The following is a 17,876-nucleotide window of genomic DNA, read 5'->3' as shown; positions in this document are numbered from 1 at the left end:
ATGGGACGCATCATCTGCTGCGGTCTCGGCCCCGGCGATCCGGATTTGATGAGCGTGCGCGCCGACCGCATGGTGCGCGGTGCCAGGCACGTCGCCTATTTCCGCAAGAAGGGAAGGCCGGGTCAGGCGCGCAGCATCGTCGAGGGCATGCTCGCCGCCGACGTCACCGAATACCCCATGGAATATCCCGTTACGACCGAGATCGCCTTCGACAGCCCCAACTATGTCCATCTGCTCGCCGGCTTCTATGACGAATGGGCCGAGCGCCTGGCGCGGCTTTCGCGCGCGGTCGACCTCGTCGTGCTCTGCGAGGGTGATCCCTACTTCTACGGCTCTTTCATGCATCTGCACACGCGCCTGCAGGGCCGCGTCGAGATCGAGGTGATCGCGGGCATTCCCGGCATGGTCGGCTGCTGGAACGGCGTGGGACAACCGATTGCGCTCGGCGACGATGTGACGACGGTGCTGATGGGGACGCTTGGCGAAGACGAACTCGAGCGGCGCATGCGCGATTCCGATGCACTCGTCATCATGAAGACCGGCCGCAATCTTGCAAAGGTGCGCCGCGCGCTTGCATCCGCCGGCCGGCTGGACGATGCCTGGCTGGTCGAGCGCGGCACCATGCCGGGCGAGCGCATCGCGCGGCTCGCCGAAGTCGATGCCGCCGATTGTCCCTATTTCGCGATCGTGCTGGTGCACGGCAAGGGCCGGCACCTGGACGCCGCCGAATGACGGGTACGCTGACCATCGCAGGGCTCGGCCCTGGCAGTGACGCGCTGGTGACGCCGGAAGTCTCCGCCGCGCTCGCGGCCGCGACCGATATTCTCGGCTACGCGCCTTATGTCGCCCGCGTCTCGCCGCGACCGGGGCTTACACTGCACCCGTCGGACAATCGCGAAGAGCTGCAGCGCGCAAGCGAAGCCTTGCGGCTTGCCTCCGAAGGCGGCCACGTGGTCGTCGTCTCCTCCGGTGATCCCGGCGTGTTCGCGATGGCCTCTGCCGTGTTCGAGGCGCTCGAGCAGGCTCCGCAATGGCGGGAGCTGCCGATTCGCGTGCTGCCCGGCATCACCGCGATGCTGGCGGCGGCCGCCCGCGCCGGCGCGCCGCTCGGCCATGATTTCTGTGCGATCAATCTTTCCGACAATCTGAAGCCCTGGGCGGTGATCGAGAAGCGCCTGCGGCTTGCGGCGGAGGCCGATTTTGCCATTGCGATGTACAATCCGCGTTCGGCGAGCCGAGCGGAGGGATTTGGCCGCGCGCTTGCGGTGCTGAAGGAGTCCGGTTGCGGCGAGCGCCTGATGATCTTTGCCCGCTCGATCAGCGCGCCCGATGAAGAGATCGAGACCGTCGCTCTGAACGAAGCGACACCCGAGATGGCCGACATGCGCACGCTGGTGATCGTCGGCAATTCGCAGACGCGCCGCGTCGGCCGCTGGGTCTATGCGCCGAGGCAGGTCCGATGACCGAGCCACTGCATAACCTCGGAAACGCTCTCCACCCGCAACCGCTCGGGCAGGTTTGGTCGCGAGATCAGGATCACGGGCAGGCCGAGCATGCGGGCCGCATCGATCTTGGCGCGCGCACCGTCTCCGCCGGAATTACGGGCAACGATCCAAGTGATCCCGCGCCCCCGCAGCAGCTCCAGCTCGCTATGAAGCGTGAACGGCCCGCGCGACACGATCACGTCGGCCGGAAAGGGCAGGGTTGTTTCGGGCGGATCCACGAAACGCAGCGTGTAGCGATGCTGCGGCGTCATCGCAAATGGCGCGATGTGTTGGCGGCCGATCGCGAGGAACACTTTGGCCGGCCTTTCGGGCAGCGTCGCGACGGCGGCGTTGACGTCGACGACCTCGATCCAGTTGTCGCCAGGCGCTTTGGTCCAGGGCGCGCGCTCCAGCGCAATCAATGGCGTGCCCGTCTCCGCGCAGGCTTCGACCGCATTGCGGCTCATCTCCGCCGCGAAGGGGTGGGTCGCGTCGACCACATGCGTGATGCCTTCACGACGAAGGTATTCGGCAAGCCTGCCCACGCCGCCGAAGCCGCCGATGCGGGTCGGCAGCGGCTGATCGGCGGGCGTGCGGGTGCGACCGCCATAGGAATAGACGGCCTTGATGCCCGCGCGCGCGATCGCCGCGGCGAGCAGGCTCGCATCGGCTGTTCCGCCCAGAACGAGGGCGCGCATCATGGCTGATCCCTGGCTGACCATCATCGGTATCGGCGAAGATGGCCTTGCCGGGCTGTCCGAAGCAAGCCGAAAGGCGCTTGCCAAGGCAGAAACCGTCTTCGGCGGCGAGCGTCATCTTGCGCTTGCGCAAGTTGGCAGCCGCGGCCGTCCGTGGCCGGTGCCGTTCGATGCAGATATGGTGCTGAGCTGTCGCGGCCGGCCGACGGTCGTGCTCGCCTCAGGCGATCCGTTCTGGCATGGCGCCGGTGCAAGTCTTGCCGACAAGCTGCAGGCTGGCGAGTGGATTGCGCACTCCGCGCCGTCGACGTTCTCGCTCGTCGCCGCGCGGCTTGGCTGGCGTCTGGAATCGGTGATCTGTCTTGGACTTCACGCTGCGCCATTCGAACGTCTCGTGCAGCATCTGGCGCACGGGGCGCGGATCATCTGTCTCGTCCGTAATGGCAAAGCGGCCGGCGATCTCGCGAACTGGCTAACCGAGCGCGGCTGGGGCCCTTCCGCATTCTGGACTCTCGCCGCGCTTGGCGGGCCGAATGAAAGCGTCAGAGAGTATCGCGCTGACAGCTTTACGCGCGCTTCGTCCGGAAACCTCGTTGCGGTTGCGCTGGAGGCGAAGGGCGGGCAGGGGCTGTCTCGCGGTTCGGGCCTGCCGGACGATCTCTTCGCTCACGACGGCCAGATCACCAAGCGGCCGATGCGCGCCTTGGCGCTCTCGGCGCTGGCGCCGTGTCCCGGCAGGACGCTGTGGGACATCGGCGCCGGTTCGGGCTCGATCTCGATCGAGTGGGCGCTGTGCGGCGGAACGGCGGTGGCCATTGAGGCGCGTGATGATCGAACTGCAAACATCCGCAGCAACGCGGCCGCGTTTGGACTGGAGCATCGGATCACGGTCATCGCGGGCGAAGCACCCGATGCTCTGACAGCGCTGGACGCGCCGGACGCTGTCTTCGTCGGCGGCGGCCTCGATGGCGCGATGTTTGACGCCATCTGGTCGCGGTTGGCGCCTGGGGCGCGGCTCGTCGCGCATGCGGTGACGCTGGAGACAGAGGCGCTGCTCGGCGAACTGCACCAGCGCCACGGCGGCGAGCTGATGCGGGTGGAGATCGCGCATGCAGCCCCACTCGGCCGCTACCGGTCATGGGAGGCGGCGCGGCCGGTGGTGCAATGGAGTGTGGTCCGATGAAAGTTGCCGGGCTCGGATTCAAGAAGGATGTGACGCTGGCTTCACTGCGCGAGGCGCTGCTGGCCACCGGCGGTTTCGAAGGCCTTGCTGCGGTGGCAACCGTCAGCGACAAGGCCGATGCCGAAGCGCTGAAGCAGCTCGCGCGCGAATGCGGTGTGCCGATCAAGGCTGTTCCTGCCGATGTGCTTGCGAGCGTCGACACGCCGACGCAGTCGAAGCTTATTGCGGAAAAGTTCGGCACGGGATCAGTCGCCGAAGCCGCGGCGCTTGCCGCGGCTGGCCCTCGCGCGCGGCTGATTGCGAGGCGGGTTGTCTCGCAGGATCGCACCGCGACCGCCGCGATTGCGGAAGGAGACGGCTTATGACCGTGCATTTCATCGGGGCCGGCCCGGGCGCGCCCGATTTGCTGACCTTGCGCGGCCGCGACCTGATCGCCGCCTCTCCACTGTGTCTCTATGCCGGCTCGCTTGTGCCGGCGGGTGTGCTGGCGCATTGCCCGCCGGGCGCGCGGATCGTCAACACCGCGCCGCTGTCGCTCGACGAGATCATCGCCGAGATCGTCGCCGCGCACGCGGACGGCAAAGACGTCGCCCGTCTGCATTCCGGCGATCTCTCGATCTGGTCGGCGATGGGCGAGCAGCTCCGCCGCCTGCGCGCGCTCGGCATTCCCTATTCGGTCACGCCGGGCGTGCCGTCCTTCTCGGCTGCTGCCGCTGCGCTGGAGACCGAACTGACGCTGCCTGGTCTCGCCCAGACGGTCGTGCTGACGCGCACGCCGGGCCGGGCCAGCGCCATGCCCGAGGGCGAGAAGCTTGCTGCGTTCGCCGCGACGGGCGCGGTGCTCGCGATCCATCTGTCGATCCATCTGCTCGACAAGCTCATCGCCGAGCTGACGCCGCATTACGGCGCAGACTGCCCGGTCGCGATCGTCTGGCGCGCGAGCTGGCCGGACCAGCGCATCGTCCGTGCCACACTGGCAACGCTCGATGCGGCTGTAGGCAGCGAGATGGAGCGCACCGCGCTGGTCCTGGTCGGCAGGACGCTGAACGCCACGGATTTTGACGAGAGCCGCCTCTATGCCGCCGACTATGATCGCCGCTATCGGCCGGTTGGCGCCGAGCCGCGCTTCCCGGAGGCGTCCTGATGGCGGCAGGTCTCGTCATCTCCGCACCGGCCTCGGGGGTCGGCAAAACCACGCTGACGCTGGCGCTCGCCCGCGCTTGGCGCAATCGCGGCTTGAACGTGCAGTGCTTCAAGAGCGGGCCCGACTATATCGATCCCGCCTTTCACGCTGCGGCGACGGGACGGGCCTCCGTCAATATCGATAGCTGGGCGATGGATCGCGGGGCGATCGCGCATCTCGTCAGCCGCGGCGCGGATGCCGACGTCGTGCTCGCGGAGGGCTCGATGGGCCTGTTCGACGGCGTCGCCGCGCGCGGCGTCTCCGGCACCGGCGCCACCGCAGACATCGCCGAGATGCTGGGCTGGCCCGTGCTGCTGGTGATCGATCCCTCCGGCCAAGCGCAGACCGCGGCAGCAATTGCCGCGGGCCTTCGCGACTACCGCCCTGGCGTGCGCCTTGCCGGCGTGGTGCTCAATCGTGTCGCCAGCCCGCGCCACGAAGATCTCGTGCGTCGCGCGCTGAGAGACGCCGGCATCGCCGTGTTCGGCGCATTGCCGCGCCATGCCGAGATTGGTCTGCCGAAGCGCCATCTCGGCCTGGTGCAGGCCGAGGAGCAGGCCGGGATCGGCAAGCTGATCGACGAGGCCGCGCGCTTCGTTGCCGAGCATGTCGATCTCGATGCGGTGCTGCGGGCGGCCGCCAACTGGTCGCCGGCAGCGAGCAATGGTTTGAACGTGACGCCGCCCGGGCAGCGCATTGCGCTCGCCCGCGATGCGGCGTTCTCCTTCGTCTATCCGCACATGCTGGAGGCCTGGCGCGCGGCCGGCGCCGAGATCGTGCCGTTCTCGCCGCTGGCCGACGAACCGCCTGACGCGAGCGCCGATGTCTGCTGGCTGCCCGGCGGCTATCCCGAGCTTCATGCCGGCAAGATCGCGGCCAACGCACGCTTTCGCAGCGGCGTGCGGTCCTTCGCCGAGACACGGCCGGTCCACGGCGAATGCGGAGGCTATATGGTGCTGGGGACCGCTTTGACCGATGCCGATGGCGTGCGCCATGAGATGGCGGGGCTGCTCGGCCTGGAGACCAGCTTTGCCAAGCGCCGCATGCATCTGGGCTATCGTCTCGCCGAACTGGCCACGCCGATGCCGGGGCACCGGGCCGGCGCACGCCTGCGCGGCCACGAGTTCCATTATTCGACGATCATCGCCCAGCCCGACACGCCGCTGGCCGTGGTCCACGACGCAACCGGCGCGGTCATTGCCGAGACCGGCTCGCGGCGGGGCCAAGCCACCGGCACGTTCTTCCATCTGATTGCGGAGGACCGGTGAGCGGTTTTGTCAGTTTCGTCTCCGCCGGCCCCGGCGACCCCGAACTCCTCACGGTGAAGGGGACTGCACGGCTGCGCGAGGCCGACGTCGTGCTCTATGATGATCTTGCCTCCGGCGCGATCCTCGATCTCGCCCGTCCCGGCGCCAATCTCGTCGCGGTCGGCAAACGGGCAGGGCGGCCCTCGACCAAGCAGCACCACGTCAACCGCCTCTTGGTTGACTATGCCGCAACTGGCGCGCGCGTGGTGCGGCTGAAGTCTGGGGACGCCGGCATTTTTGGCCGGCTCGAGGAGGAGCTCGAGACGCTGCGCGAGGCCGGCATCGGCTACGAGATCATTCCCGGCGTCACATCCGCCTGCGTCGCCGCCGCGCAAGCCGGCATCCCCCTGACCCGGCGCCACACCTCGCGGCGGGTGCAGTTCGTGACCGGGGCCGACGTCACCGGCGAGCTGCCGCAAAACCTGAATTGGGTGGCGCTGGCAGATCCGGAGGCAACCACCGTGGTTTATATGGGTCGGCGCACCTTTCCGGCCCTTGCCGCAAAATTGATCGAGCATGGCCTCGCCGCAGATACGCCGGCGCTGTTTGCGGAATCTCTTGGCCGTTCCGACGAGCGGCTGGTGCGCACCACCATTGTCGAGCTTGCCGAGCAGCTTGCCCGCGGCGGCGCCGCTTCCACCGCCGCCGTCATCCTGTTCGGGGCGCTGGCAGGAGACGATCTGTCATGATGGCCGCGGCCGCCCTTGGCCCCTTGACGCCCGGCTCGCGAAAGGGGCACACAGGAGAGGCATGGTGCTCGACGCGGCGCAAAGCGCCGGAGCATAATCGGGAATGGGGGCGGGCGGACCCAGTTGCGGCGCCCAAATCCCCAGCCGCCCCCGCGACTGTAAGCGGTGAGGGGCTCCGATCAGCCACTGGGCCGCAAGGCTCGGGAAGGCCGGAGAACCGCAAGTGAACCGCGAGCCAGGAGACCGGCCCTGCACGTTTTGAGGCCAAGGCCGTCGGGTGTGACGGCAGGAAGGATCTGAGCCATGCATATCGAACCCGGAATCGTGACGGGCGCCAAGCTCGTGTTGAGTTACGCAACCGGCATCGCCGCAGGCGGCGTTGCCTTGAAGCTCGCCGTGGGGACCGTGCGCGAGCAGGGCATCGGCTCGTTCGCGACGCGCACGCTCGCCACCACCGGCCTCGTCTTCAGCTTCTTCCAGGTGCTGCCGCACTTCCCGGTTGGCGTCTCCGAGGTGCACTTCATCCTCGGCTCGACGCTGTTCCTGCTGTTCGGTGCTGCGCCCGCCGCCTTCGGCCTTGCGTTCGGGCTGCTGCTCCAGGGCGTCTTCTTCGTGCCGACCGACCTGCCGCAATACGGCATGAACATCACGACACTCCTGGTGCCGCTGTTCGCGATTCAGGCGCTGGCCACGCGGATCATTCCGCGCAACACCGCTTACGTCGATCTGCAATACCGCCAGGCGCTGGCGCTCTCGACCGCCTATCAGTCCGGCATCGTCGCCTGGGTGGCGTTCTGGGCCCTCTATGGCTCCGGCTTCGGCGCGACCAACCTCGCCAACATCGCGGCGTTTGCGGCATCCTATGCGCTGGTCATCGTGATCGAGCCGCTCGCCGATCTCGCGGTGCTGGCGCTGGCGAAGTCGCTGCGCGGTGTCACCGCGCCCGGCCTCGTCACGCCGCGCCTTCATAACGGCGCTTGAGAGACAAGCGAAGGGCGGCCGGTGCGGCCGCCCTTCGCGCTCGCGATGCTCACGCTTTCCTTAATAGGCATCGGTTGCGGCGATCCCGGGCAGCTCACGCGCGCCGCGGCCCGTGCCATCAACGCCGCCGATCTCGTCCTGATCCCGCGCAAGGGGACGGCGAAATCTGATCTCGCAGATCTCAGGCGGACGATCTGCGCGGATGTGCTCACCAGCGCGAGCACGCGCATCGCCGAGTTCGACTTGCCAGTGCGGGACACGACTGAGGCGGACTACCACAAGGGCGTGGACGATTGGCACGATGCCGTGGCGGCAACCTGGTCGCAAACCATCGCAAATCATCTCGGCGGCGAGGGCAAGGTCGCGCTGCTGATCTGGGGCGATCCTTCGCTGTACGATTCCTCGCTGCGCATTGCGCGGCGGCTCCATCCGTTGCCGACGATCGAGGTCGTGCCCGGCATCACCTCGATCCAGGCGCTGTGCGCCGCGCATGCGCTGCCGCTCAACGATATCGGCGAGCCATTCCTGGTCACGACGGGGCGGCGCTTGCGCGAAGGCGGCTGGCCACAAGGGGTCGATACCGTCGCTGTGATGCTCGACGGCGGCACGGCGTTCCAGTCGCTCGATCCGGCTGGTCTCCACATCTGGTGGGGCGCCTATCTTGGCATGCCCGATCAGATCGTCATGTCCGGTGCGCTGGCCGAAATCGGCCCGCGTATTGTCGCTGCGCGGCAGCAGGCGCGCCAGCGGCATGGCTGGATCATGGACAGCTACATTCTCAAGCGCACGCGTTAAGCGAGGCAGCATGCTCCCCGAATGGGTCTACCAAGAGTGTCCCGACATCTCCGCGATGCACCGCGAGGCAGCGATCGCGCGGCAGACGCAATTGACAAAGCCGACCGGCGCGCTCGGCCGGCTTGAGCAACTGGCGATCGAGCTTGCGGGCCTGCAAGCGACGGAATCTCCTCGCGCCGCGCGCGTGCCGATCATCGTCTTCGCCGGCGATCACGGCATCGTCGCGCAGGGCGTGTCTGCCTATCCGCAAGGAGTGACGATCGCGATGATGGCGAATTTTGCCTCCGGTGGCGCCGCGATCTCGGTGCTGGCGCGTGAGCTTGGTTCCAGCCTGGAGGTGGTCGACGCCGGAACGCTGGCGCAGGAACAGATGGCGGGCGTCGTCACCGACAAGCCGCGGAGCGGCACGCGCGATTTCAGCGTGGAAGCTGCACTCGAGCCTGCGGAACTGGCATTCGCCTTCGCAGCCGGGCAGCGCGCGGTTGCACGCGCGGAAGTCGGCCGGCCTGATCTGGTGATCTTCGGCGAGATGGGCATCGGCAACACCACGGTCTCGGCGGCCATTGCGGCGAGCCTGCTCGGCATCAGCGCCGAGGAGATCGCGGGCAGCGGCACCGGTATCGACGCGGCCGGCCGCGCGCACAAGGCGCGGGTGATCGATGCCGCGATTGCGCGCCATGGCATTGCGGGCGCTTCGTCCGAACACATCTTGTGTGCCGTCGGCGGTCTCGAGATCGCGGCGATCTGCGGCGCTATCATCGCGGCGGCGCAACGCCGCCTTCCCGTATTGATCGACGGCTTCATCGTGTCGGTCGCGGCGCTGGTGGCGGTGCAGATCAACCCCTCGTGCCGACCGTTCCTGCTGCCGTCGCATCAATCGGCGGAGCAGGGGCATCGGCTGGTGCTGCGTGCGCTGAACGTGCAGCCGCTGATCAGCCTCGGTCTTCGGCTCGGTGAGGGCTCCGGCGCTGCGATCGCGTTGCCGCTGGTGCGGTCGGCTTGCGCGCTCCACAACGGCATGGCGACTTTTGCGCAAGCCAATGTGCCGGATCGCCCGGCCTGATCGGGCTCAGGCCATCCGCTGATTGACGGAGACGACGCGCCACCCAGTGGCGAGCCGGTCGATCCGGGTGAGCGACAGCGGATCGATCACGAAGCGCAAGGCGGCCTGCGGCGTCAGATCCAGCGCGATGCACAGCGCGGCGCGGATCGTGCCGGAATGCACGACGAGCGTTGCGGAGCCCGCGCTGATCCGCGAGAGCCCAAGCCGGACGCGCGCGACCTGATCCGCAAAGCTCTCGCCGCCCGGCGGACGTTCGCGCGCCGGATCGCTCCAGAATTGCGCATAGGCCTCGTCCCCGGCCGCGCCGATCTCGTCATGCCGACGCCCGGTCCATGCGCCGAAATCCTGTTCGCCGAATTCGGGGATCAGCTCGGGCGTGAGTCCCAGCGCATGCGCGGTCTCGATCGTGCGCCGCGCTGGGCTCGCATGGCTCGCCGCGCCTCTCGGCAGAGACTGCCGCAGCGCCTCTAGCTGCGCGCGATCGCGAAGATCGGCCGGCGCATCGGCGGCATGGATCGTCCCTGTGACGCCATCGACCGGCGCATGCCGTATCAGCCAAAGGAAGGTCTCGCCTTCCATGCTCGTCTCCAAGGAAGTTGGTTGCTGTGGCAATAACGCCGCAGCTTGCACATTGACTCTGTCTTGATCGTAATCCTAGATGCTGGCGACGGTTTCCCCGAGAGGGGATGAAAAGGGAATGCGGTGCGGGGAATTCGTCCCCAATGCCGCGGCTGCCCCCGCAACTGTAAGCGGTGAATCCTTCGTCAGAAGCCACTGGGTCCTCGGTCCCGGGAAGGCGACGAAGCGGTCACGACCCGCGAGCCAGGAGACCTGCCGTCAGCCGTGGTCACACGCGAAGATGTCGGTCGGGGAGTACAGACATTCGGCTTCATCGAAGGGCTGACAGGCCAAAGGTGAGACCTCGTTCGCTGTGACGTGCCACTGACGTCATACCGAGGTTTCGAAACCGTGTCTTCTCTCCGTTTTATACGACCGTACCGCTTCCTGCTTGCCTCCGCGGCGCTTACGTCACTGGCCGCCGTCGATGTATCTGCCGCCCTGGCGCAGCAGGTCCGCGAGTCGCTGCCGCCGGTCGAGGTGTCGCCCGCCCAATCCCGCAAGCAGGCCAAGCCGGCGGGCCGGGAGGCGCCGAGCGCCCGCCGTGCAACGGCGCGCAGGCCAGCGACTGCATCCACAGCGCCAAAGCCTGTCGTGCCGGCCGCCGCGGCACCAACGCCGCTCAACAGCAATGCCGTGGCTGAAAGCGCCTCGCGGCTCGGCCTCACCGTGCGTGAAACGCCGGCGACCGTCGAAGTCATCTCGGCCGAGACGATGCGCGAGCAGAGCTATCGCACTGTCTCCGAAGTGGCGCAGGGCGCGGTCGGCGTCACCTCCGGCGACAATCCGGCTGAACCTTCAGCCTTCTCCATGCGCGGCTTCACCAACAGCCAGATCAACACGCTCTACAACGGCATCAAGATCGGTCCGCAGAACATGACCTCGCGGATCGTAGACACCACCAATCTGGAGGCTGTTGAATTCCTGAAAGGTCCGGCCTCGCTGATATCAGGCGAGGGCGCTGCCGGCGGCGCCATCAACTTCGTCACCAAGCAGCCGCATACAGGACTGGTCCGGAACGAGGCTGATTTCTCTTGGGATTCCCTGAACTCGTTCCGCGTTCACTACGGCTCGGGCGGCAGCACCAACGTGCAGGGCCTGGACTATCGCGTCGACATCAGCCGTTCCACCCTCAACGGCTTTGCCGACGACACCAACGTCAAGACGTTCGGCACGTCCGGCCAGCTCAATTACCGCATCTCGGACAGACTCAAGATCTGGGGCGCAATCGAATACAGGGAGGATCGCTCCAAAGCCTACTGGGGCGCGCCGCTGGTGCCGATCGCCTTCAGCGGCTCGCACGCGACGACGGGGATCGTCTCCGGCAATTACGTCTCCAACTACAACGGAAGCAATCTCGGCGCCGTCACCATTGACGACCGCACCTTCAACACCAATTACAACGTCCTCGACAATCGCAACGCCGCGCAGGAGGTGTGGCTGCGCGGTGGCTTCGAGCTGAAGCTCGCGCCGGACCTGACGCTGAAGAGCCAGGCCTATGGCTACGGTGCAGAACGGACCTGGTTCAACAACGAGATCGAGGCGTTCAATTCCACGACGAACATGGTCGATCGTGAACGCTTCTATGTCGCGCACAGCCAGCGGCTGGTGGGCAACATCACCGACCTGATCTGGGACACGAACATTGCAGGCTTCGACAACCGGCTGGTCACGACGTTGTCGTCAAGCTATCTCGATTTCGTCAGGCCGGGTGCGGCAAACTTCCCAGGCGATTCCGTTTCGCTGGTCAATCCCGACCGCGGCTTTTACGGCCCGCTCACGATCCAGCAGCAAACCGCGCGCATCGACAACGAGGCGCTGTCGTTCGAGGACCGGCTGAAGCTGACACGTACCTTCGCACTGGTCGGCGGCCTGCGCGTCGAGCATATCGGGCTCGACCGCAACTCGATCGATAAGAACGGCCTGGAGAAGGCTGGCTTTCCGTTCACGAAAGACTGGGCGCCGGTCACCGGTCGCATCGGCTACACCTGGGAGGCCGTGCCCGGTCTGACCTTCTTCAGCCAGTACGCCACCGGCGCCGATGTCTCCGCCACCAACATCTTTCTGCTCGGGCCGACCCAGCCGCTCGAACTGACGACCGCGCGCACTTATGAGACCGGCGTCAAGCATCTGTTCTGGGACAACAGGGCGGAATGGTCGTTTTCCGCCTACGACATCGTGCGCAAGAACGTCTACGCCGCGGCCGGCGGCATGCAGTTGAATATCGCCGGACGACAGGAGTCGAAGGGCGTGGAGCTCGCGGCGTCCGTGCGCCCGATCGAGCCCCTGCGTCTCTGGGGAAACATCGCCTATGTCGATGCTCGCTACGCCGACTACAATTTCGTGGGCGGCTCGTTCACCGGCAATATGCCGCCGAACGTGCCGCGCATCGTGGCCAACGCCGGCGCGTCGTATCGGTTCTTCACGCCCTGGCAGGTGGAGCTCGGCATCACCGGCCGTCACGTTGGCGACCGCTACAACACCGATGCCAACGTGGTGACGATGAAGGCCTACACTGTGGCCGACGTCTATGCCTTCGTCGACATCCCCAAGACGGTGTTCAATGCGGTCGACCAGGCTCGCTTGATCTTCCGCGTCCGCAATATAACCGACAAGCGGTATGCGATCTGGGGCGATCCGTTCTACCCCGACCAAATCCTGCTCGGCGCGCCGCGGACCTACGAAATCTCCGCGGCGTTCAAATGGTGAGGTGTTAGACGGATGATGAGTGCGATCGTCCTGCTGCACCGCTGGCTCGGGATCGCCTTCTGCCTGCTGTTCGCGATGTGGTTCGCGACCGGGATCGTGATGCACTTCGTTCCGTTCCCGTCATTGACGGAGGCGGAACGCTTTGCCGGACTCGTGCCGCTGGATCGCGAAGAGACGAGAATACCGGTTGCCGGCGCCGTTGCCGCGAGCGGAATCGCGGATGCCACGCGCGTTCGGCTGATCCAGCGAAGCGACGGCGCGGTTTACATCGTCTCGGGTCCATCGCGTCAGCGCGCAATCCGCGCGGCCGACGGGAACGACGCGTCGGTGAAATCCGCCGATGTCGCACTGGCTATTGCGCAGGCTCATGCGCGCCAGCGCGAGATCGATGCCTCGCATGCGAGGATTGTCGGCCGTGCGGATGTCGATCAGTGGAGCGTACCGAACGGATTTGATCGCCATCGACCCTTGTTTCGCGTGGCCCTCGGTGACGCCGCCGGGACAGAAGTCTACGTCTCGTCGCTCACCGGTGAGATCGTCCTGGATACGACACGGCGCGAGCGCGGCTGGAATCTTGTCGGCAGTGTGCTGCACTGGATCTATCCGACCGTTCTGAGAAGCAACTGGGCGCTGTGGGATCGGCTGGTGTGGTCGCTATCGTTGCTGGCTCTGATCGCGGCTGTACTGGGCGCGGTGCTCGGGATTGTGCGGATCAGGATTGGCAAGAGGCAAATCTCGTCGCCTTACCGTGGCTGGCACGCCTTGCATCACTTGATCGGCTTGGCAGCGACGGTCTTCGTGCTGACCTGGATCTGCAGTGGCTGGCTCTCGATGGACCACGGCCGACTGTTCTCGCGCGGGCAGTTGACCCCGACAGAGGCCGGCCTAGTGAACGCAGCGCCGGATTGGCGGGACGCTTCATCGCTCGATGGCTGGCCGATATCTTCTTTGGCTCGCGAGGCCGAATGGTTCGCCTTCAACGGCAATGTCTATCGGCGCGATCGGGTGGCGCTCGGCCGTCAGACGTTGATCAGGAGAGGGGATGGGCCGCGCGATGGACCGGCGGGATTCCTTGACGTGCACGAGATTCAGGGGCTGACCGGGCGCTTTGCAGACGGCTGCGCTCCACCATCCGTCCTTCCTGACAACGACGACTATCCCGCCCGATCCATGATGCCGGGTGCACCGGTCTACCGCTCGTTCTGCGGCGAGGACTGGTTCGACGTCGATGGCGCCGACGGCGGCGTGCTGCAAAGATTGGATCCGTCGCGGCGCGCCTACCGCTGGCTTTACGGCGCACTGCACACGCTCGACTTCCCGGTCCTGCTCTCGCATCCGCGGTTGCGCGACGTCGTGACCGTCGGGCTCTGTGCCCTCGGGCTGGTGTTCTCCCTCACCGGCATCGTCATCGGCTGGCGGCGCTTGCGGTCCTCGCTGGCAGCCTGAATTAAGGCGCAAGGGCGCCTCGATACGGCAGGGATCTGCAGATCAGCGGTGCGTGGGCTGCGCACGATGCGCCGTGTCGCGGCGGCGCCTGCCAGGACGCGCGAAGTCCGATCCAGATCCCGCTGGCGAAGGCGCGGTTAGTGGCATACCATTTGCACGCCAATGGGCTCTGGTTTCACCTGCCCTTGGCCAATGACGGCCGGCATCACGGCAATACTGGGAGGACTTCATGGATCGCAGGACCGTATTGAAGGGACTGGCTGGTGCGGGCGGTCTGGCGTTGACGGGTGGCCTTTCGGCCCCCGCTCTGTCGCAAGGTTCGGCGGCGCGCACCCTGCGCTTCGTGCCGCAGGCAAACCTCGCCAATTTCGATCCGATCTGGGGCACTCAATATGTCGTGCGCAACGCTGGCGCGATGGTCTGGGACACGCTCTACGGCATCGATTCCTCGCTCCAGCCGCAGCGGCAAATGGTTGAGTCCGAGGAAGTGACGGACGACGGTACGACGTGGACGTTTCGCTTAAGGCCTGGCCTCAAGTTCCACGACGGCGAGCCGGTGCTGAGCAAGGACGTCGTCGCGAGCCTTTCCCGCTGGGCGGCCCGCGATCCGATGGGCCTCATGATCAAGGCGCTCCAGCAGGAACTCACCGCCGTTGACGACCGCACCTTCAAATGGGTGCTGAAGCAGCCCTATCCGAAGATGCTTTACGCGCTGGCGAAGAACAATTCGCCTTGCTCCTTCATCATGCCGGAGCGCATCGCGCAGACCGATCCGTTCAAGCAGATCACGGATTACGTCGGCTCCGGTCCGATGAAGTTCGTCAAGGGCGAATGGGTGCCCGGCGCGAAAGCGGTGTTCGATAAGTTCGCCGACTACGTGCCGCGGCAGGAGAAGGCATCCTGGCTTGCCGGCGGCAAGCAGATCCTGGTCGATCGCGTGGAGTGGGTGGTGATGCCGGATCCGGCCACCGCGGCCGCCGCGTTGCAGAACGGCGAGGTCGACTGGTGGGAGAGCCCGATCGCCGACCTCGTTCCGGTCCTGAAGAAAAACAAGAACATCAGCGTCGATATCGGCGATCCCCTTGGCAATATCGGGTCGTTCCGCATGAATCACCTCTTTGCGCCCTTCAACGATGTGCGGGCGCGCCGTGCCGTGCTGATGGCGCTGAGCCAGGAAGATTATATGCGCGCGATCGTCGGCGACGACACTGCGCTCTGGAAACCGCTGCCCGGCTTCTTCACGCCGGATACGCCGCTCTACAGCGAAACCGGCGGCGAGATCCTGAAAGGCAAGCGCGATTTCGATGCGGCCAAGAAGCTGCTCGCCGAGAGCGGCTATTCCGGCCAGCCGGTGACCTGCCTGGTCGCGCAGGATCAGCCGATCACGAAGGCGCAAGGAGACGTCACGGCGGACCTCCTGAAGAAGCTCGGCATGAATGTCGACTTCGTTGCCACCGATTGGGGCACGGTCGGCTCGCGCCGTGCGCAGAAGACGCCGCCCGGCCAGGGCGGCTGGAACATGTTCCACACCTGGCATGCGGGTGCGGATTGCATCAATCCGGCCCCCTACACCGCCATTCGCGCCAATGGCGACAAGGCCTGGTTCGGCTGGCCGAGCAGCCCCGGCACCGAAAAAGAGGTCACGGCCTGGTTCGACGCCAAGAACATCGATGAGGAGAAGGCTGCGGTCGCCCGCCTCAACAAGGCGGCGCTCGAGGACGTCGTCTATGCGCCGACGGGATTCTTCCTGAGTTACACGGCGTGGCGCAAGAACGTCTCCGGCATCACCAAGGGGCCGCTGCCGTTCTTCTGGGGCGTGTCGAAGTCCGCATGATCCTGCGTTGAGGCCAGATGCTCTCGTACATCCTCCGTCGCATCGTCGCAACACTTCCGGTGATGGCGATCGTCGCGCTGTTCGTGTTCAGCCTGCTCTACATCGCGCCGGGTGATCCCGCCGTGGTGATCGCGGGCGACCAGGCGAGCCCGGAGGATGTCGAGCGCATCCGCCAGAGCCTCGGCCTCGATCGTCCCTTCCTGGTCCAGTTCGGAAGCTGGGTCTGGCGAATCCTGCACGGCGATCTCGGCACCTCGATCTTCACCAATCTGCCGGTGTCGGCGCTGATCGGCCAGCGCCTCGGACCGACGCTGTCACTGATGATGGTCACCCTGCTGCTCACGATCGTGGTCGCGGTGCCGCTCGGCGTGGTGGCGGCGTGGAAGGCTGGCAGCCTGATCGACCGCGTGATCATGGGCTTTGCCGTGTTCGGCTTCTCGCTGCCCGTCTTCGTGGTCGGCTACATGCTCGCCTACGTCTTCGCGCTCGAGTTGGAATGGCTGCCGGTGCAGGGGTATACGCCGCTCGCGCAAGGCTTCTGGCCGTGGCTCGAGAACCTGATCCTGCCGGCGATCGCGCTCGGCTGCGTCTACATTGCGCTGATCGCGCGCATCACCCGCGCCACCATGCTCGAAGTCTTGCAGCAGGATTATATCCGCACCGCCCGCGCCAAGGGCCTCGGGCAGGGCGGCATCCTGTTTATTCACGCGCTGAAGAACGCGGCGGTTCCGATCGTGACCGTGATCGGAATCGGCATCGCACTCCTGATCGGCGGCGCGGTGGTCACGGAGAGCGTGTTCGCGATCCCCGGTCTCGGCCGGCTCACGATCGACGCGATCTTGCGCCGCGACTATCCCGTCATCCAGGGCATCGTGCTGCTGTTCAGCTTCGTCTACGTCCTCGTCAATCTGATGATCGACGTCATCTACACGCTCGTTGACCCGAGGATACGCTATTGACCGATACCACCGTCGATCCGCAATCGCTTCCCGCTGGCTTCGTCGTCGCGCCACAACTACCCGAGATCCTGCGGCCGGTCAGGATCCGGCTCGGTTTCATCGGGTTCTTGCGCGGCCATCCGACAGTCGCGATCGGCGGCGCGCTGCTGCTGACGCTGGTCCTGATCGCGATCTTTGCGCCCTATCTCGGAACAGTCGACCCGACCGCGCTTGCGCCGGCCAAGCGCACGCGGGCGCCGTCGGCCGATTTCTGGTTCGGCACCGACGTGCTCGGCCGCGACATCTATTCGCGCGTGCTGTTTGGCGCGCGGGTCTCGCTCACGGTCGGGCTTTCAGTTGCGATCTTCGCATCCGCGGCCGGCCTTGCCATCGGCATGGTTTCCGGCTTTATCCGCTGGGCCGACGGCATCCTAATGCGCTTCATGGACGGTCTGATGTCGATCCCGCCGATCCTGCTTGCGATCGCGCTGATGGCGCTAACCCGCGGCAGCGTCGGCAACGTCATCCTGGCCATCACCATCGCCGAAATCCCGCGCGTTTCGCGCCTCGTGCGCAGCGTGGTGCTGTCGTTGCGCGAGCAGCCCTATGTGGACGCAGCCGTGGCCTGCGGCACGCGCACGCCGATGATCATCTTGCGCCACATCCTGCCCAACACGGTGGCCCCGATGCTGGTGCAGGCGACCTATATCTGCGCCAGCGCCATGATCACGGAGGCGATTCTGTCCTTCATCGGCGCAGGGACGCCGCCGACTATTCCGTCCTGGGGCAACATCATGGCCGAGGGCCGCGCGCTGTGGCAGGTCAAGCCCTATATCGTGTTCTTTCCGGCTGCATTCCTGTCGGTCACCGTGCTCGCCGTGAACCTGCTTGGCGACGGTCTTCGCGATGCGCTCGATCCGCGCATGGCCAAGAGCCTTTGAAGAGGGG

17 protein-coding genes and 2 riboswitches are annotated in these 17,876 nt (G+C 66.2%); of the genes, 15 read left to right on the top strand and 2 right to left on the bottom strand.

What is annotated here, in order from left to right; translation table 11 throughout:
* Together IVA98_RS14690 and cobJ are read left to right on the top strand one after the other, a co-directional pair.
* Entirely contained in the window at window positions 1–732 is a 732-nt protein-coding gene (locus tag IVA98_RS14690) for a precorrin-2 C(20)-methyltransferase (protein ID WP_247306095.1), read from the top strand.
* Window positions 729–1,463, top strand: coding sequence for a precorrin-3B C(17)-methyltransferase (gene cobJ, locus IVA98_RS14685; protein WP_247306093.1), 735 nt, complete (start codon window positions 729–731; stop codon window positions 1,461–1,463). Before IVA98_RS14690 ends, cobJ begins: the two co-directional genes overlap by 4 nt.
* Here the strand turns inward: cobJ and IVA98_RS14680 are convergent.
* Window positions 1,439–2,185 carry a cobalt-precorrin-6A reductase gene (locus tag IVA98_RS14680; protein WP_247306090.1) on the bottom strand — a complete coding sequence of 249 codons (747 nt, stop codon included), beginning with the start codon at window positions 2,183–2,185 and terminating at the stop codon, window positions 1,439–1,441. The genes cobJ and IVA98_RS14680 overlap by 25 nt on opposite strands.
* On the opposite strand from IVA98_RS14680, the gene cbiT reads away from it, so the two are divergent.
* The 8 genes from cbiT to cobT all read left to right on the top strand — a co-directional run bounded on the left by cbiT (window position 2,184) and on the right by cobT (window position 9,383).
* The gene (gene cbiT / locus IVA98_RS14675) at window positions 2,184–3,365 is read left to right on the top strand and encodes a precorrin-6Y C5,15-methyltransferase (decarboxylating) subunit CbiT (RefSeq protein ID WP_247333501.1); all 1,182 of its coding nucleotides are present in this window, start codon (window positions 2,184–2,186) and stop codon (window positions 3,363–3,365) included. The two genes, IVA98_RS14680 and cbiT, sit on opposite strands and share 2 nt — an antisense overlap.
* Window positions 3,362–3,730 carry a cobalamin biosynthesis protein gene (locus IVA98_RS14670; RefSeq protein ID WP_247306085.1) on the top strand — a complete coding sequence of 123 codons (369 nt, stop codon included), beginning with the start codon at window positions 3,362–3,364 and terminating at the stop codon, window positions 3,728–3,730. Before cbiT ends, IVA98_RS14670 begins: the two co-directional genes overlap by 4 nt.
* Window positions 3,727–4,509 carry a precorrin-4 C(11)-methyltransferase gene (cobM, locus tag IVA98_RS14665; RefSeq protein ID WP_247306083.1) on the top strand — a complete coding sequence of 261 codons (783 nt, stop codon included), beginning with the start codon at window positions 3,727–3,729 and terminating at the stop codon, window positions 4,507–4,509. The genes IVA98_RS14670 and cobM overlap by 4 nt, the downstream gene beginning before the upstream one ends.
* A complete protein-coding gene (locus IVA98_RS14660) occupies window positions 4,509–5,816 on the top strand; it encodes a cobyrinic acid a,c-diamide synthase CobB (protein WP_247306081.1) in 1,308 nt (435 codons plus the stop codon). Before cobM ends, IVA98_RS14660 begins: the two co-directional genes overlap by 1 nt.
* On the top strand, window positions 5,813–6,544 hold the full coding sequence (cobA, locus tag IVA98_RS14655; protein WP_247306079.1) for a uroporphyrinogen-III C-methyltransferase: 732 nt from the start codon (window positions 5,813–5,815) through the stop codon (window positions 6,542–6,544). Before IVA98_RS14660 ends, cobA begins: the two co-directional genes overlap by 4 nt.
* A gap of 45 nt (window positions 6,545–6,589) precedes the next feature.
* Window positions 6,590–6,810, top strand: a riboswitch (cobalamin riboswitch).
* 37 nt (window positions 6,811–6,847) lie between these two features.
* Entirely contained in the window at window positions 6,848–7,525 is a 678-nt protein-coding gene (locus IVA98_RS14650; protein WP_247306076.1) for an energy-coupling factor ABC transporter permease, read from the top strand.
* 45 nt (window positions 7,526–7,570) lie between these two features.
* Window positions 7,571–8,320, top strand: a complete 750-nt coding sequence (gene cobF, locus IVA98_RS14645) for a precorrin-6A synthase (deacetylating) (RefSeq protein WP_247333505.1) — start codon at window positions 7,571–7,573, stop codon at window positions 8,318–8,320.
* A gap of 10 nt (window positions 8,321–8,330) precedes the next feature.
* A complete protein-coding gene (cobT, locus tag IVA98_RS14640) occupies window positions 8,331–9,383 on the top strand; it encodes a nicotinate-nucleotide--dimethylbenzimidazole phosphoribosyltransferase (RefSeq protein WP_247355148.1) in 1,053 nt (350 codons plus the stop codon).
* A 6-nt stretch (window positions 9,384–9,389) separates the two neighbouring features.
* On the opposite strand, the gene IVA98_RS14635 is transcribed toward cobT, so the two are convergent.
* Window positions 9,390–9,962 (bottom strand): histidine phosphatase family protein, encoded by a 573-nt coding sequence (locus IVA98_RS14635; RefSeq protein ID WP_247306069.1) that lies wholly within the window; start codon window positions 9,960–9,962, stop codon window positions 9,390–9,392.
* A 72-nt stretch (window positions 9,963–10,034) separates the two neighbouring features.
* A riboswitch (cobalamin riboswitch) is annotated at window positions 10,035–10,236 on the top strand.
* Between the two features lie 116 nt (window positions 10,237–10,352).
* On the opposite strand from IVA98_RS14635, the gene IVA98_RS14630 reads away from it, so the two are divergent.
* The 5 genes from IVA98_RS14630 to IVA98_RS14610 all read left to right on the top strand — a co-directional run bounded on the left by IVA98_RS14630 (window position 10,353) and on the right by IVA98_RS14610 (window position 17,869).
* Window positions 10,353–12,710 carry a TonB-dependent receptor gene (locus IVA98_RS14630; protein ID WP_247355147.1) on the top strand — a complete coding sequence of 786 codons (2,358 nt, stop codon included), beginning with the start codon at window positions 10,353–10,355 and terminating at the stop codon, window positions 12,708–12,710.
* Between the two features lie 12 nt (window positions 12,711–12,722).
* A complete protein-coding gene (locus tag IVA98_RS14625; RefSeq protein ID WP_247306064.1) occupies window positions 12,723–14,156 on the top strand; it encodes a PepSY domain-containing protein in 1,434 nt (477 codons plus the stop codon).
* A gap of 229 nt (window positions 14,157–14,385) precedes the next feature.
* The gene (locus IVA98_RS14620; protein ID WP_247306061.1) at window positions 14,386–15,990 is read left to right on the top strand and encodes an ABC transporter substrate-binding protein; all 1,605 of its coding nucleotides are present in this window, start codon (window positions 14,386–14,388) and stop codon (window positions 15,988–15,990) included.
* A gap of 17 nt (window positions 15,991–16,007) precedes the next feature.
* Window positions 16,008–16,949 (top strand): ABC transporter permease, encoded by a 942-nt coding sequence (locus IVA98_RS14615; RefSeq protein ID WP_247306058.1) that lies wholly within the window; start codon window positions 16,008–16,010, stop codon window positions 16,947–16,949.
* Complete coding sequence (locus IVA98_RS14610) at window positions 16,946–17,869, top strand: ABC transporter permease (protein WP_247306056.1); 924 nt, start codon at window positions 16,946–16,948, stop codon at window positions 17,867–17,869. Before IVA98_RS14615 ends, IVA98_RS14610 begins: the two co-directional genes overlap by 4 nt.
* Window positions 17,870–17,876: the final 7 nt, after the last annotated feature.

The organism is Bradyrhizobium sp. 160 (genome assembly GCF_023073735.1).
Classification (GTDB): domain Bacteria; phylum Pseudomonadota; class Alphaproteobacteria; order Rhizobiales; family Xanthobacteraceae; genus Bradyrhizobium.
The sequence above is the reverse complement of the archived record's forward strand: the minus strand, read 5'-3'. Positions and strand labels throughout refer to the sequence as shown.